Raw genomic sequence first — 14,900 nt, forward strand, 5'->3', positions numbered from 1 at the left:
GTCAGGCGGGGGCGGGACGGTCCTCCGGAATGTCGGGCAGGCGGGCGGCCAGCGCGGCGCTGACCGGCACCGTCATGTCCAGCAGGCGGAAAGACAGGCTCTTGCCGTGCGCGTCCAGGTTGAGCGCGTCGTTGACGCCGCCGTCCAGCACGCCTTCGAGCACGAAGTTCATGGCGTGCAGGGTCGGCAGCAGGTAGCGGGTGACGCGGGCCGGCTGGCGATAGGCGAACCAGGCGGCCACGCGCGCCTCGGTGACCTGCGCGGCCAGCACTTCATAGCATTCGGGGTCCCAGGCGATCAGGCTGAGGTTGGAGGTGTCGCCTTTGTCTCCGGAGCGGCTGTGCGCCAGGCGGTACAGGGGGACGGTCATCGACGGGGTATTCATTGCGGGATCTCGTCCAGGAAGCGCCAGCCGCTGGGCACGGCATCGCGGGGGATGGTGCAGGACACCATGTTCAGGCGCGGGCGCAGCGCCGTGCGCACGCCGCCGCCGCCCGCCGGGCCGCAGGTATAGAGCGCGGTGACTTCGCGCAGCACGCGCTCGGCGATGGCGCGATCGGTGTGCTCGCCGGCGATCCGCAGGCGGACATCGCGGGCATGTCCCGCCGCCTGGTCCTGCCGCAGGGCGCCCGCGTCGTTGTCCAGGATGCTGATGGCGCCGATGAGGTCGGCGCGCAGGCGCAGCGCCGGGCCGATGCGCTGGCGCACGATGTCGGCGGCCAGCCGCGCGCGCGCCTCGGCCTGCACGCCGGCGTATGAAATTTCGGCCTCGGCCAGCCAGCCGCCGTGGTGGCAGACGTTGACCTTGAGTTCGGCCGGGCGCGCGTGGCCGGTGATGCCGCGCACGGCGACACGGTCGCGGCCCAGTTCCTCGACGCGCGCCTGGCTCAGGTCGGCGGTCACGTCGGGGGTCAGGTAGCGCGCGGGATCGTGCACCTCGTACAGCAGTTGTTCCTTGACCGTGCGGGCGTCCACCATGCCGCCGGTATCGGCGGCCTTGCCGATGACGAACTCGCCGTCGGCGTGGATCTCGGCGATGGGAAAGCCCGCGGCATGCACGTCCGGCACTTCCTTCAGGCCCGGCACGCAGAAGTAGCCGCCGGTGACCTGCAGGCCGCATTCGAGCATGTGGCCGGCCATGGTGGCGCGGCCCAGGCGCGGCCAGTCATCGTGGCGCCAGCCGAAGTGGGCCAGCGCCGGACCCAGTGTCAGCGACGGGTCGGCGACGCGGCCGGCGACGACGATCTGCGCGCCGGCGGCCAGCGCCTGCGCGATCTCGGTGGCGCCCAGGTACGCGGTGGCGCTGACCACCTCGACCCCGTCCAGCGCCGCGCCCAGGCGCTGGCGCAGCAGGTCGCGCTGGTCTGGCGTGTCGAGGGCGTCGCCATGGATCACGGCGATGCGCGGCGCCGGCAAGCCCTGTTGCGCGGCCAGCTCGGCGATGCGGCGCGCGGCGCCGACCGGGTTGGCGGCGCCGAAGTTGCTGACGATGGCGATGCCGTGGCGCAGGCAGTCGGCCAGCACCGGCGCCACCAGCTCGTCCAGCAACGGTTCGAAGCCGCGGCGGGGGTCGGCATTGCGCGCCAGTTGCGCCAGCGCCAGGGTGCGCTCGGCCAGCGTTTCGAAGATCAGCGTGCCGCCGCCCCGGGCGGCCAGCGTACGCACCACGGCGGCGGCGCCGTCGCTGCGGTCGCCCGAGAAGCCGGAGGCGCAGCCGATGAGCAGGGGAGAGGAAGGCATAAAAGTCGCGTAGGGGAAGCCGAAGCCCACTATAGGCAGCGTCCGATCATCCGTAAAATAGAAATATCGGATCAATTAATCCAGAAAAGCCATGAATCTATCCGCCCGCCAATTACGCGCTTTCGTGGCCCTGGCCGACGAAAGGCACTTCACCCGCGCCGCGCAGCGCTGCCACCTGACGCAGCCGGCCTTCAGCGCGTTGATCCGCCAGTTGGAAGACAGCGCCGGCCTGCGCCTGTTCGATCGCAATACCCGCAACGTGGAATTGACGGCGGAAGGGCGCGTGCTGGATGCCTCGGCGCGCCGCCTGCTGGCAGACATGGACCTGGTAATGGAAGACCTGCGCGACCACGCGGCCCGTCGCCGCGGCCGGGTGGCGCTGGCCGCGCTGCCGTCGCTGGCGGCGGGCTGGCTGCCGCCGCTGCTGGCGCGGTTCCGCGAGCAGCATCCGGGCATCGCGGTGGACCTGCGCGACGCCTTGCTCGATCCGTGCCTGGACATGGTGCGCGACGGCCAGGTGGATTTCGCGGTGGCGTCGAGGCGGCCGGACATGAGCGACCTGGACAGCGAGTTCCTGCACGCCGACCGCTATTTCCTGGTGTGCCGCGCCGACCATCCGCTGGCGGCGATGGCGCGGGTGCGGCTGCGCGACGTGGCGCGCCATGCGGTGATCCAGCTGGCGCGCAACAGCAGCGTGCGCAAGCATCTGGATGCGGCCTTCGGCGCCGATGCGCCGCCGCCGGTGTTCGAGGTCGAGCACCTGGCGACCGTCACGGGACTGGTGCGCGCCGGCCTGGGGGTGGCGGTGGTGCCGGCGATGACGCTGTTCCATTTCGGCGGGCCGGACCTGCGCATCGTGCCGCTGGCGGGCAAGGCGCTGCTTCGGCCGCTGTACCTGGTGTGGCGCCAGGGGCGCAGCCTGCCGCTGGCGGCCCAGGCGCTGTACGACCTGCTGTGGGCCAGCCGGGCGGAGATCGGCGCGGCGTTCCGATGACGGATTGCCCTTGCGCGCCGTGAAGTGTGGGTAACATGGAAGGCTCGGGTCGGCTCGCATGAGCCTTTCGCAAAACCCTATTGCCGATTAAAATCCGATAGTTGTAGCTATCCGTCACCAGAAGGATTCCGCCCATGAGCAAGCAAATCATCCATACCGACGCCGCGCCCGCCGCCGTCGGCCCTTACTCGCAAGCGGTTGCCGTCAGCGGCACCAAGACCGTCTACCTGTCGGGCCAGATCGGCCTCGAACCCGGCACCGGCGACCTGGTCTCCGAGAACTTCGATGCGCAGGTGCGCCAGGCGTTCGCCAACATGACCGCGGTGGTCGAGGCCGCCGGCGGCACGCTGGACCAGGTGGTCAAGCTGACGCTGTTCCTGACCGACCTGGGCAAGTTCACCGCCGCCAACGCCATCATGGCCGAGCTGATTCCGCAGCCGTTCCCGGCCCGTTCGACGGTGGGCGTGGCCAGCCTGCCCAAGGGCGCCCAGTTCGAGGTCGAGGCCATCCTGGTCCTGTAACGCCACCACGCGTTTTCCCAGGGGTTTCATCCCGATATGCCGGCCGCGGCCGTGGCTACCAAGCGATCCGGCGCCGATACCAAAGGCGCCGGCAAAGCCATGACGGATACGGAGCGCAAGCTGCGTAACCTGGGCTTGGTGCTGCCCGAGGACTTCGTGCTGCACCTGCCGCTGCGCTACGAGGACGAGACCCGGGTGATCCCGATCAGCCAGTTGCGCCCCGGCTTCGCCGGCCAGGTCGAAGGCGAGATCACCAAATCCGAAGTGCTCTACCGGCCGCGTCGCCAGCTCACCGCCACCTTGGCGGACGACAGCGGCGAACTGCAATTGCGCTGGTTGAATTTCTATCCCAGCCAGCAAAAGCAGGTCAGTGTCGGCAAGCGGCTGCGCGCGCGCGGCGAGGTGCGCGGCGGCCTGTTCGGACGCGAGATGGTGCATCCGCGCCTGACCAATGCCGACGCGCCGCTGCCCACCGCCCTGACGCCGGTCTATCCCAGTACCGAGGGCCTGCCGCAGCTGACGCTGCGGCGCGCCATCGCCCAGGCGCTCGACCGCGCCGACCTGTCCGATACCCTGCCGCCGCAAGCGTTGGCGCGCTACGACCTGCCGCCGTTCGCGCCGGCGATCCGCGCGCTGCACACGCCGGCGCAGGGCGAATCCGAAGCGGCGCTGCTGGACCGGGTGCATCCGGCCTGGCGTCGCATCAAATTCGATGAACTGCTGGCCCAGCAGTTGTCGCTGGCGGCGGCGCGCGCCGCGCGCCGGGTCAAGGAGGCCGAGGTGTTGCCCGTGCGCGACGAGCCGGGCGGCCTGGTGGACCGACTGTACCAGGCGCTGCCGTTCAAGCTGACCGGCGCCCAGCAGCGCGTGGTGGCCGAGATCTCGGCGGACCTGGCGCGGCCGTACCCGATGCACCGCCTGCTGCAGGGCGACGTCGGCAGCGGCAAGACCGTGGTCGCCGCCATCGCCGCGGCCCAGGCCATCGCCGGCGGCGCGCAGGTGGCGTTGATGGCGCCCACCGAGATCCTGGCCGAACAGCATTTCCGCAAGCTGGTGTCGTGGCTGCAGCCGTTGGGCGTGAACGTCGCCTGGCTCAGCGGCAGCCTGACGGCCAAGGCGCGCCGCGAGGCCGCCGCCGCCGCGGCCGACGGCAGCGTGCAACTGGTGGTGGGCACGCAGGCGCTGATCCAGGACCATGTCGAATTCCAGCGCCTTGGCCTGTCGATCGTCGACGAGCAGCACCGCTTTGGCGTCGGCCAGCGGCTGGCGCTGACGCGCAAGGGCGAGACGGTGCGCGGCCGCATCGTGCCGCATCAGCTCAACATGAGCGCCACGCCGATCCCGCGCACGCTGGCCATGACCTTCTTCGCCGACCTGGACGTGTCGGTGATCGACGAACTGCCGCCGGGGCGCACGCCGGTGCTGACCAAGCTGGTGTCGGACGCGCGCCGCGAGGAAGTCATCGCCCACATCGCGCAGGCCGCGCGCGGCGGACAGCAGGCGTATTGGGTCTGTCCGCTGGTCGAGGAAAGCGAAGCGCTGGAACTGCAGACCGCCGTCGATACCTACGAAGGCATGCGGGTGGACCTGCCGGACCTGCGCATCGGCCTGGTGCATGGGCGCCTGCCGCAGGCCGAGAAGGCGGCGGTGATGCAGGCGTTCCGCGAGGGCGAGATCGACCTGCTGGTGGCCACCACCGTGATCGAGGTCGGGGTGGACGTGCCCAATGCCTCGCTGATGGTCATCGAGCACGCCGAACGCTTCGGCCTGGCGCAACTGCACCAGTTGCGCGGCCGGGTGGGGCGGGGCACCGCCGAATCGGTCTGCGTGCTGCTCTACCAGACGCCGCTGTCGCAGGTGGCGCGAGAACGCCTGCGCGCCATGTTCGAAACCTCGGACGGTTTCGAGATCGCGCGCCGCGACCTGGAGCAGCGCGGCCCCGGCGAATTCCTGGGCACGCGCCAGTCGGGCATGGCGCTGCTGCGCTTTGCCGATCTGGAAACCGACGCCGAGATCGCCGAACAGGCGCGCGATGCCGCCGTCTGGCTGCGCGCCGAACATCCCGCCGCCGTCGAGGCGCACCTGGCCCGCTGGATGCGGGGCAGGGAAGACTTCCTGCGCACCTAGGCCCCAGCGGATGAATGCCACCATGACCTTCCCATTTTCCAGCGCCGCCCGCCGGGCGCGCGCTCAACCCCCGGGGGCGTAGTCCACCATGACTCTGACCGAACTCAAATACATCGTGGCCGTGGCGCGCGAGCGCCATTTCGGCCGGGCGGCCGAGGCCTGTTTCGTCAGCCAGCCCACGCTGTCGGTGGCAATCCGCAAGCTCGAGGACGAACTGGGCGTGACGCTGTTCGAGCGCGGCGGCGCCGAAGTGGGCGTCACGCCCATCGGCCAGCGCATCGTCGCCCAGGCCCAGAAGGTGCTGGAAGAGAGCGCCAGCATCAAGGAGATCGCGCGCCAGGGGCACGACCCGCTGGCCGGCCCGTTGCGGGTCGGAGTGATCCATACCATCGGCCCGTATCTGTTGCCGCGCCTGGTGCCGGTGCAGATCGGCCGCACCCCGCAGATGCCGCTGCTGCTGCAGGAGAACTTCACCGTGCGGCTGGTGGAGCTGCTGCGCCAGGGCGAGATCGATTGCGCCATCATGGCGTTGCCGCTGCCGGAAGCGGGGCTGGTGATGCAGCCGCTGTACGACGAGCCATTCGTGGTGGCGGTGCCGCAAGACCACGAGCTGGCGCAGCGCGAATCGATCGACGCGCAGGACCTGAAGCAGCAGACCATGCTGCTGCTGGGCAGCGGCCACTGTTTCCGCGACCAGGTGCTGGAGGTGTGTCCGGAACTGTCGCGCTTCTCGGCCGCCAGCGACGGCATCCAGCGCACCTTCGAGGGCTCTTCGCTGGAGACGATCCGCCACATGGTGGCCGCGGGCATCGGCGTGACGGTGCTGCCGGTGACGGCGGTGCCGGAGCAGCCGCCGTCCAACAGCCTGCTGCGCTACCTGCCGTTCGAGGGCCACGTGCCCGAGCGCCGCGTGGTGCTGGCCTGGCGCCGCAGCTTCCCGAGGCTGGCGGCGATCGAGGCGCTGGCCCAGGCGGTGTACGAATGCGAGCTGCCCGGCGTGCGGATGCTGTCGGACGAAGCCGCGGCCGTGCAGGATTGAAATTGCGAGCGCATTTGCGCTCGATCAAGCCGCCTCGCGCCGGCCGGCGTTTGGGCCGGATTGTCGCAATCGCGGTGTTATCCTCGTTTTGTCTACCAACCCCACAGGGAGCTAGCAATGGCAAAGTCCTCCAAGAAGACCCCCAGCGTTCCGCGCATCAACATCGGCATTTCGGACAAGGACCGCGCCGCCGTCGCCGGTGAACTGTCCAAGCTGCTGGCCGACTCGTACACCTTGTACCTGATGACGCACAACTTCCACTGGAACGTCACGGGGCCCATGTTCAACACGCTGCACCTGATGTTCATGACCCAGTACACCGAGTCCTGGAACGCGCTGGACAGCATCGCCGAACGCATCCGCGCGCTGGGCCACTACGCCCCGGGCACGTATCGCGAATACGCCAAGCTGTCGTCCATCGCCGAGCCCGAGTCCGTGCCGGAAGCCCTGGAGATGGTGCGCCTGCTGGTCAACGCCAACGAATCGGTCGCCAAGACGGCCCGCGCCGCCTTCGAGAAGGCCGATGCCGCCAATGACCAGCCCACCGCAGACCTGCTGACCCAGCGCCTGGACGTGCACGAAAAGAACGCCTGGATGCTGCGCAGCCTGCTGCAATAGGCAGGGCGGCGCCTGGCCGGCGCCAGCGGCATGCCAAGCCCCCGGGGACCTCGCGGTTCCCGGGGGCTTTTTCATGCGGCCGCGCTCCGGTTTCCCGCCGGGACGCCGGGCGCATTATCCGGAAGGCGGGGCGGGTATATGCGCGGATCGGCGGCCACCCTTTGGCGCACTTGTTCGAATGTGTAATCCACCGGCCTGTCATCGGTGGAAGTCATTTCAATATCAGGACAGATTTCCGGGTACGCCACTCGCGGGCGCATATGCCACGGCCTTTGGAAATGGTCAATCGGCGTGATTATTTTCGATTCCCTTCTAGCACGATATTTTTTGGAAATTCGGACGCTATCCGTGACTTGAAGTTGCAATAAAGACATTTGTCCCAGGGCGCTTACTGCTGCTCCCGAACGAATGCTCATTCCTTGCAGTTTTATTAAGCCAAGATAAGAAAACGACTTTATATATTTGCTAACAAGACAAACGATCTCATTCATTTCAAATTGTGTTGGAAAAGAGATTATTTCAGGGATTTCCCCACGTTTATTACGACCTCGGCGACTTATTTCCATAGCATCGAAAACTTTTAGAAAAAAATTTGCTGTCTGCCCGGCCTACGATTCGTTGGCTCGCTACCCGACCGTATGACGGGGTATCGAGATGTAATCAATTTTGAGCAACGCGTCCACCCCGGGCAGGCAAATGCGATGCGATTCCGCATCGATTCGGTAATGCCCGGGTGTCGGTTTCTAGTGTCTTCGACACGACGAAAACAGTGAGGTCCCCGTGGTAAAGAGAATCGCAGTGTGCGGTCTAGGATATGTCGGCCTGCCCGTGGCCGTGGCATTTTCCAGGCGTTTTGATGTCGTCGGCTTTGATGTGGACAAGCGGCGGATCACGAGCCTGAAAGAGGGTGAGGACTGGACCGGCGAGATCGAGCGTGATGCATTGCTGGCTTCCCCCATGCAGTTCACCGACCAGGTGAGCGAATTGGAAGGGTGCGATTTCTTCGTCGTGGCCGTGCCGACGCCGGTCGACGAGAAAAACAATCCTGATTTTTCCCTGCTGGTGCGCGCCTGCCGGTCGATCGGCCCGGTGCTGCGTCCCGGCTGCATCGTGGTTTTCGAATCCACCGTGCACCCCGGCGCGACCGAGGAAATCTGCGGTCCGGAGCTGGAAAAGGCATCCGGCCTGCGCTGCGGCGTGGATTTCAAGCTCGGCTATAGCCCCGAACGGATCAATCCGGGCGATCGCGAGCATCCGTTGGAGAAGATCGTCAAGATCGTGTCCGGCCAGGACGAGGAATCGCTGGAGATTATCGCGGGCGTCTACGAGCAGATCATCGACGCGGGCGTGCATCGCGCCTCTTCCATCAAGGTGGCCGAGGCCGCCAAGGTGCTCGAAAACACGCAGCGCGACATCAACATCGCGCTGATGAACGAGATGTCGAAGATCTGCGACCTGGTCGGCATCCGCACCGCCGAGGTGCTGGCAGCGGCGGGCACCAAGTGGAACTTCCTCAAGTTCACGCCCGGCCTGGTCGGCGGCCACTGCATCGGCGTGGATCCCTACTACCTGACGTCCAAGGCGCAGGAGCTGGGCTACCACCCCGAGGTCATCCTGTCGGGCCGCCGCATCAACGACGGCATGGCGGGCCACGTGGCCTCGCGCGTGGTGCAGACCCTGGCGCGCAATGGTCGCCTGAACGCCTCGACCCGGGTCGGCATCCTCGGCATGACGTTCAAGGAAAACGTGCCGGACATCCGCAATTCGAAGGTGGTCGATCTGTATCGCGCGCTGGGCGACTACGGCATCACGCCGGTGGCCTGCGACCCGATGGTCGACGTGGAACAGATGCGCCATGAGTACGGCATCAGCCTGGTGGAGCGCGACCAGTTCCGCGACATGGACGTGCTGATCCTGGCCGTGCCGCACCGCGAAACCATGGACACCATCTGGGAAGACCTGCCGCAACTGGTCAAGGCCGGCGGCATGGTGTGCGACCTGAAGTCGGTGCTGGACAGCCGCCGGCTTCAGTCCGACCTGTTGTACTGGACGCTCTGAGTCCAGGCCCGCCGCAACCCATCAAACACAGGAGAGGCCCGGAATGACAGCCTTTACCATCGCTCCGATCGGCACCTGCCGCATCCATACCCCGCTGCGCGATGCCGTGGCGCGCTACCCGATCAAGCAACAGCTCGGGCGCAACTACGGTTTCGTGCACACCAGCGCCGAGGCGCTGCAGCAGGCCCGCTTCATGTTCGGCCAGGCCGAGATTCCCACCGACGTGCAGCGCGTGATCTTCCGTCCGTCGAACGGCGAGCAGGCCCGGCGCGGCGTGCACAAGCCGGCCGACCTGTATATGGTCGAGCTGTCCTCGCGCAAGCTGCTGACCGTCGGCGGCTATCCGATCCAGTCCAACTACCTGGGGCGCTACTTCAGCGAGTTCTTCGCCGACCGGGCGCGCACCCGCGCGTTCTGGGCGCAGGCCAGCGACGAACGGCTCGCCGAGCGGCGCGCATGGCTGGACCAGGATCCCGTCTTCAAGAGCCTGTCGGCGGACAATCGGGACCTGCTTGCCCGCATCGTCAAGCGTGAGCAGACGGACGACGAGATCGAGCAGCAGATGCAGCAACTGGTCGACCTGCTGGGCCGGGACAAGGTGGTGTTCGTCACGCACGTCAACGCCATGACGCCCGACAACGTGCCGATCGAACAACGCGCCCAGCTGATCGCCGCGGTGACCGCCAGCGCCCAGCGCATCGGCGTGCCTTGCTACGATCCGACGCCGCTGATGAACAAGATCGGGCAGGCCGACGCGATGGAAGATGGCGGGCTGGACCTGACGCACTACACCCCGCTGTTCGCCGAACGCCTGTATACCGAGTGGTTCAAGACCTTCGTGCGTCCGCGCCTGAGCGCCTCCACCCCGCAGTTGAGCGTGCCCAAGCTGGGCGCCGAAGAAAGCGCGGAGCGCATCGAGAAGATCTGGGACGCGGGCGAGCTGCGCGAAGCCTCGCGCCGCCTGCGCGACGTGCTGCGCCGCCATCCGGGCCTGCCCGACCACACGCTGCTGTTCGCGCGCATCCAGGAAGAGCTGGGCGACTACGAAGGGTCGCTGGCGCTGCTGGGCGGCGCGGACGGCACGCTGGCCACCGGCAGCAAGGCCGAGCAGATCCTGATGCGCAACCACTTCAAGCTGGGTCGCTATGACCTGGCGCACTCGCTGGCCGCCGGCCTGCTGGGCGACGAGATCGAGACGCCGGAAATCGTGCGCATCGCGGCGATTTCGGCCGGTCACCTGGGATTCGTGGACGAAGCCCTGGGCAACTGGAAGCAGCTGTTCCGCATTTCCGCGCCGCAGGACGCGACCGCCACGGAGGCGGCCGACACCGTGCTCTCGCTGCTGCAGGCGGGCAGCGATATGGACGCCACCCTGCGCTGGGTCCATGAGGTGCGCGCCGCGATTCCGTCGCATGGCCGCAGCTTCGCCATGCTGTGGCGCGACCGGTTGATCGCCGGGGACCGTACGGGGCTGCGAGCGCTGGCGTCCGAGTCGCCCACGCTCAAGGACGTGGAGGCGCTGGAACTGGTCAAGGAAGCGACCTGGCGCGGATGCATCATGGCCGCCGCCGCGCTGGCCGTGTCCTGCAAACTGGCCGACAGCGAGCAGGAGGACATTTCGGCCTGGCTGCGCGCGCAATCCACAGCCTGGGCGGAAGAGGGCGCGCAGGCGCTGGAAGAAGGCCGCCTGCGCGATGCCGCCGAGCGCATCTGCGCGCACCGCCTGCTCAACCCCGACGCCCTGGCCGGCGTGCGCGCGCAGCGCGCCTTCGAGCGCGCCATGCGCCTGGGCGTGCGGGCGGCGCTGGTGGCGGGCAACCACAAGGAAGTGATCGACCTGACCGACATCGCGCTGGACACCGGCGTCGAGTTCCCGGAACTGCATGCGATGCGCGGCCGCGCGGCCGACGCGCTGGGCGACAAGCAGACCGCCATGCGGCACCTGGAGCAGGCCGCCGCCAACGAATCCGCGCCTTTCAGCACGCAGCTGCATTTCGCGCGGGTCGCGTTCAACGGCGGCTGGTTCGGCGAGGCCATCGACGCCTACAAGATGGTGCTGGCCCATGGCTCGGCCGACCAGAGCGCCAAGGAGGAAGCCGAACGCCAGCTGGGAAGGCTGGGACCGCGCGCCATCCGCGGCGCCCGCGAAATCCTGTCGGCGGGCGATCCCAAGGCGGCCTGGAACCTGCTCGAGCGCGTGGCGCAGTCGTGGCCGCAGATGACGGAAGTCGACCACGAGAAGCGGCGAATCCTGGCCGTGCTGTACGCCGAATCGCGCGCGCTGGACTCGTCCAGCACCACCGAGCGCCTGGCGCTGGGTGAGCGCATCCTGCAGCTGGTGCCGGACGATCCCATCGGCCTGCGCCTGGCCGCGGTCGGCGCCATGCGGCTGCACCGCTTCGAGCAGGCCTTGCCCTACTGGCGCGCGCTCCAGGAACGTTCCGACAATCCGGCCCAGTACGACCACTACATCCAGCGCTGCCTGGTGTGGATCGACAAGGCCAACCGCAGGAAGGCCGCATGAATCCGCCACTGACTACCGAACGCAAGAACACCGCGTCCGACCTGCAGGAGGTCAAGACGCGGCTGGAGGAAATCGTGGCGGCGTCGGGACGGGTCCAGGTGGCGCAGGCGAACCTGGTCGACGCGCAAGCCTTGGCGCGCGGCCACATGGCCGACTCCAAGGTGCGCTTCCTGCTGCTCCGGCTGAAGGAAGCGGCCGGCCTGAACGAGGGCATGGCCGAGCAATGGGCCACGCTGCTGCGGGAATGCCCGGACGACCTGGAGATCGTGCGTTATTGCGCGACCCGGCTGGTCAAGGAGCGCCGCGTCGACGACGCGCTGGCGCTGGTCGAGCGGCACCTGCCCGAGTCCACGGACAATCCGTCGCGGCTGTTCGCCCGCGCCAAGCTGCTGAGCGATATCCGCGCGCATGAGCAGTCCGACGAGCTGTTCCGCCGGCTGATCCTGCAGCATACGGACCGCAACATCCGCGTCGAGTTCGCCAAGCGCCTGCGCAAGCGCGGCCTGCTGGCGGACGCCTTCGACGTCATCGCGCCCGTGGCCAAGCATCTTGCGCCGGGCAGCAAGGCGGCGGAACTGGCCGACGGCCTGGCCAGCGACTACGCCTTCTATCAGCGCCTGGAGCCCGAAGCCGCGCTGGCCGGCAAGGACATCAGGATCGTCTCGATGAAGCATGCGATCCTGCATTTCCGCAATCGGCAGATTCCGGAATACTCGCCCGACAAGCCCGTCTCGGTCGCGCTGGTGACCGGCAGCCTGGGGCCCGGCGGCGCCGAACGGCAGCTGACGCGGCTGGCCGGGGAACTGGCCCGCATGGCGGATACGCCCGCCCCGCGGCCCGCCGACGTGCCGATGAAGCCGGAAAAAGTCGAGGTGCTGGTCAAGCAGCACACCGAGCCGGCCGGTTCCACCAAAAAGCAGGGGCTGGACTTCTTCCTGTCGGTGCTGGTCAAGGCGCGGATTCCGGTCACGGAAATCAACAAGCTGCCGGCGATCTCGGTGGCCCACCAGTCGGTGCCGGACGGCAGCCTGAGCCGGCTGCTGGAACAATTGCCGCCGCCGGTCCACTACGGCGTGACGCGATTGGCGCCGGTGTTGCGCGCCAACACCTTCGACGTGGTCAGCCTGTGGCAGGACGGCACGTGCCTGTTCGGCGCCCTGGCGGCGCTGCTGGCCGGCGCGCCGACCATCCACCTGGTGTTCCGCGGCCTGCCGCCGAACATCCGCAAGGACCGCTTCCGCGAGGAGTATCCCGAGCTGTACCAGGCGCTGGCGCAGGTGCCCGGCGTGCATTTCGTCAGCAACAGCCGCAAGGCCGCCGAGGCCTACGCGGAGTGGCTCGGCATTCCCATCGTGCGCTTCCACGTGCTGTACAACGGCGTGCCGGACCTGGCCACCGATGCCGCGGCGACGGACCAGGAAAAGTGGCGCGCCTTCCAGGAAAGCACCGCCGACGCGACGGAGACCATCGGCGGCGTGTTCCGCCTGGAGCCGGACAAGCGGCCGCAACTATGGATAAAGCTCGCGGCGCTCTACCTGAAGCAGCGTCCGCAGGCGCGCTTCGTCATCGTCGGCGACGGCCGCCTGCACGAGAACATCGTGGCGCTGGCGCAGGAATTGTGCGTGATGGACCGGTTGCTGCTGGTCGGCTTGTCGAACCACGTGGGCTACTGGTATTCGCAGATGGATGCCAAGGTGCTGCTGTCGCGCTACGAGGGCCTGCCCAACGTGCTGATCGAAGCCCAATTGCTCGGCGTGCCGGTGGTCTCGACGCCGGCCGGCGGGGCGGGCGAGTGTTTCGAGGAGGACCAGACCGGCCACCTGCTGGGCGATGTCGAACATCCGGACCTGCACGAGGCCTGCGACAAGGTCGCCTCGATCGTGGATCGGGTGCGCGCCGACGCGAGCCTGAGGGCGCAAAGCCGCCATCGGGCGCAGACCCTGTTCTCGCTGGAGGCCATGCTGGCCAAGTTCCTGAGCCTGTGCATGCCGGCCATGCCCGAGTCGGAGAACGACGAGAGCATGGATATGCCGCCGATGCGCCTGATGCAGGCCTGAACGCCCGCCTTACCCAGGTCCCCTCCAGGTCCCCTGGTTTCGAAGACAAAGGAAACTATGCAAATGAACGTCCCGGCCGCGGGCCCGCGCCGCCTCGCGGCGCCGGCCCTGCTGCTGATTACCGTGCTTACGCTCAGCGGCTGCCAGTTGCCGCGTTCCGGCCCCATGCTCAGTGAGGTGACAGGCGCCCACGACGCCAAGGACGTGGTCGTGATGCAGGCTTCGCGCGAGCTCGCGCGCGCGAGCCGGGTTGCCGAGGTCTCGGATTTTCCCGTGCGCTACCGCGACCTGACCCAGGCCGGTTTCGACCGCCTGGTGCCGGGCGACGGCGTCAACGTGAAAGTGTGGGAGCGCGGCGGGCTGGGCGTGTTCACGGCGGACCCGTCCGGCGTGAGCGACCTGGGCAACCAGGAACTGGACCGCAACGGCAATGTCGCGTTTCCCATTCTCGGCAAATTCCAGGCCGGCGGCATGACGCTGGCGCAACTGCACGACGCCATCGTCGGGCGCCTGAGCCGGCTGGTGGCCGGCGCCGACGTCAGCGTGACGCGCGTGGCCGACGCCCGCGGACAGATGGTGACGGTGCAGGGCAACCTGACCAAACCGGGCATGTATCCCATCACGCAGACCGCCCAGCGCCTGAGCAGCGCGCTGGCGCAGGCCGCGCCGGTGCAAACCAATCCGGAGCAACTGGTCGTCAGCCTGCGACGCGACAATCAGGTCGCCTCGGTGCGCCTGTCGGACATCTACCGCAACCAGAACAACGACATCCTGCTGCGCCCGGGCGATGTCATCACCGCGTATGAATCGCGTGAGTTCCTGACGGTGCTGGGCGCCGCCGGCAACCAGGGCCGCGTGGCGATCAGCAAGCGCAACTACAGCGTGCTGGACGCGCTGGCCGATGCCAGGGGCCTGGACGACAAGACGGCGGACCCGCGCTCGGTCTTCCTGTTCACGCCCGCGCAGGCCGGCGTGGACGGCAAGCCGGACTTGCTGCCGGTGGTGTATCAGTTCGATCTCACGCGCGCCGAGCAGGTGGCGCTGGCGCGCGAATTCAGCGTGCACGAGGGCCAGGCGATCTATATCTCCGACGCGCCGTTCACGCAGGTGCAGAAAGTGCTTTCGGCGTTCCGCGTGACCATGAGCGCCGGCTTCAGCGCGACGCGCGCCATCGACTCCGACTCCGGCTCGAGTTCCTCCAGCGGCGTCAGCCAGTAGCGTG

12 protein-coding genes are annotated in these 14,900 nt (G+C 67.9%); 9 read left to right on the forward strand and 3 right to left on the reverse strand.

Going from position 1 to position 14,900, the window contains the following annotated elements; translation table 11 throughout:
• Window position 1 precedes the first annotated feature (1 nt).
• Both ACUTAG_RS29175 and ACUTAG_RS29180 read right to left on the reverse strand, forming a co-directional pair.
• Window positions 2-385 carry an AtuA-related protein gene (locus tag ACUTAG_RS29175; protein ID WP_054444900.1) on the reverse strand — a complete coding sequence of 128 codons (384 nt, stop codon included), beginning with the start codon at window positions 383-385 and terminating at the stop codon, window positions 2-4.
• Entirely contained in the window at window positions 382-1,740 is a 1,359-nt protein-coding gene (locus ACUTAG_RS29180; RefSeq protein ID WP_446650421.1) for an acyclic terpene utilization AtuA family protein, read from the reverse strand. Before ACUTAG_RS29180 ends, ACUTAG_RS29175 begins: the two co-directional genes overlap by 4 nt.
• Before the next feature lie 91 nt (window positions 1,741-1,831).
• Here ACUTAG_RS29180 and ACUTAG_RS29185 point away from each other — a divergent pair, with 91 nt between their 5' ends.
• The 5 genes from ACUTAG_RS29185 to ACUTAG_RS29205 all read left to right on the forward strand — a co-directional run bounded on the left by ACUTAG_RS29185 (window position 1,832) and on the right by ACUTAG_RS29205 (window position 7,039).
• On the forward strand, window positions 1,832-2,734 hold the full coding sequence (locus tag ACUTAG_RS29185; RefSeq protein ID WP_024068766.1) for a LysR family transcriptional regulator: 903 nt from the start codon (window positions 1,832-1,834) through the stop codon (window positions 2,732-2,734).
• A gap of 134 nt (window positions 2,735-2,868) precedes the next feature.
• Window positions 2,869-3,255, forward strand: coding sequence for a Rid family detoxifying hydrolase (locus tag ACUTAG_RS29190; protein ID WP_006386425.1), 387 nt, complete (start codon window positions 2,869-2,871; stop codon window positions 3,253-3,255).
• A 36-nt stretch (window positions 3,256-3,291) separates the two neighbouring features.
• On the forward strand, window positions 3,292-5,382 hold the full coding sequence (gene recG, locus ACUTAG_RS29195; protein WP_020927534.1) for an ATP-dependent DNA helicase RecG: 2,091 nt from the start codon (window positions 3,292-3,294) through the stop codon (window positions 5,380-5,382).
• Window positions 5,383-5,470: 88 nt separating this feature from the next.
• A complete protein-coding gene (locus ACUTAG_RS29200; protein ID WP_006386427.1) occupies window positions 5,471-6,421 on the forward strand; it encodes a LysR substrate-binding domain-containing protein in 951 nt (316 codons plus the stop codon).
• Window positions 6,422-6,538: 117 nt separating this feature from the next.
• Window positions 6,539-7,039, forward strand: a complete 501-nt coding sequence (locus ACUTAG_RS29205; protein WP_006386428.1) for a Dps family protein — start codon at window positions 6,539-6,541, stop codon at window positions 7,037-7,039.
• A gap of 71 nt (window positions 7,040-7,110) precedes the next feature.
• Here the strand turns inward: ACUTAG_RS29205 and ACUTAG_RS29210 are convergent, their stop codons facing one another.
• Entirely contained in the window at window positions 7,111-7,530 is a 420-nt protein-coding gene (locus ACUTAG_RS29210; protein ID WP_446650422.1) for a hypothetical protein, read from the reverse strand.
• A gap of 307 nt (window positions 7,531-7,837) precedes the next feature.
• Here ACUTAG_RS29210 and ACUTAG_RS29215 point away from each other — a divergent pair, with 307 nt between their 5' ends.
• The 4 genes from ACUTAG_RS29215 to ACUTAG_RS29230 are packed head-to-tail and all read left to right on the forward strand — an operon-like array spanning window position 7,838 to window position 14,896.
• Window positions 7,838-9,097 (forward strand): nucleotide sugar dehydrogenase, encoded by a 1,260-nt coding sequence (locus ACUTAG_RS29215; RefSeq protein ID WP_080981506.1) that lies wholly within the window; start codon window positions 7,838-7,840, stop codon window positions 9,095-9,097.
• Window positions 9,098-9,140: 43 nt separating this feature from the next.
• Window positions 9,141-11,621, forward strand: coding sequence for a capsular polysaccharide biosynthesis protein (locus tag ACUTAG_RS29220; RefSeq protein ID WP_020927536.1), 2,481 nt, complete (start codon window positions 9,141-9,143; stop codon window positions 11,619-11,621).
• The gene (locus ACUTAG_RS29225) at window positions 11,618-13,678 is read left to right on the forward strand and encodes a glycosyltransferase (protein WP_006386431.1); all 2,061 of its coding nucleotides are present in this window, start codon (window positions 11,618-11,620) and stop codon (window positions 13,676-13,678) included. The genes ACUTAG_RS29220 and ACUTAG_RS29225 overlap by 4 nt, the downstream gene beginning before the upstream one ends.
• Before the next feature lie 57 nt (window positions 13,679-13,735).
• On the forward strand, window positions 13,736-14,896 hold the full coding sequence (locus ACUTAG_RS29230; protein WP_026383511.1) for a polysaccharide biosynthesis/export family protein: 1,161 nt from the start codon (window positions 13,736-13,738) through the stop codon (window positions 14,894-14,896).
• Window positions 14,897-14,900: the final 4 nt, after the last annotated feature.

The organism is Achromobacter sp. CSND-B12 (assembly GCF_052906545.1).

Bases quoted from the DNA above. Each gene is read 5' to 3' on its own strand.
- ACUTAG_RS29175 (WP_054444900.1), bottom strand. From the start codon at position 385: ATGAATACCCCGTCGATGACCGTCCCCCTGTACCGCCTGGCGCACAGC.
- ACUTAG_RS29190 (WP_006386425.1), top strand. From the start codon at position 2,869: ATGAGCAAGCAAATCATCCATACCGACGCCGCGCCCGCCGCCGTCGGC.
- ACUTAG_RS29205 (WP_006386428.1), top strand. From the start codon at position 6,539: ATGGCAAAGTCCTCCAAGAAGACCCCCAGCGTTCCGCGCATCAACATC.
- ACUTAG_RS29185 (WP_024068766.1), top strand. From the start codon at position 1,832: ATGAATCTATCCGCCCGCCAATTACGCGCTTTCGTGGCCCTGGCCGAC.
- ACUTAG_RS29220 (WP_020927536.1), top strand. From the start codon at position 9,141: ATGACAGCCTTTACCATCGCTCCGATCGGCACCTGCCGCATCCATACC.
- ACUTAG_RS29230 (WP_026383511.1), top strand. From the start codon at position 13,736: ATGCAAATGAACGTCCCGGCCGCGGGCCCGCGCCGCCTCGCGGCGCCG.
- ACUTAG_RS29200 (WP_006386427.1), top strand. From the start codon at position 5,471: ATGACTCTGACCGAACTCAAATACATCGTGGCCGTGGCGCGCGAGCGC.
- ACUTAG_RS29210 (WP_446650422.1), bottom strand. From the start codon at position 7,530: ATGAATGAGATCGTTTGTCTTGTTAGCAAATATATAAAGTCGTTTTCT.
- ACUTAG_RS29180 (WP_446650421.1), bottom strand. From the start codon at position 1,740: ATGCCTTCCTCTCCCCTGCTCATCGGCTGCGCCTCCGGCTTCTCGGGC.
- ACUTAG_RS29225 (WP_006386431.1), top strand. From the start codon at position 11,618: ATGAATCCGCCACTGACTACCGAACGCAAGAACACCGCGTCCGACCTG.
- recG (WP_020927534.1), top strand. From the start codon at position 3,292: ATGCCGGCCGCGGCCGTGGCTACCAAGCGATCCGGCGCCGATACCAAA.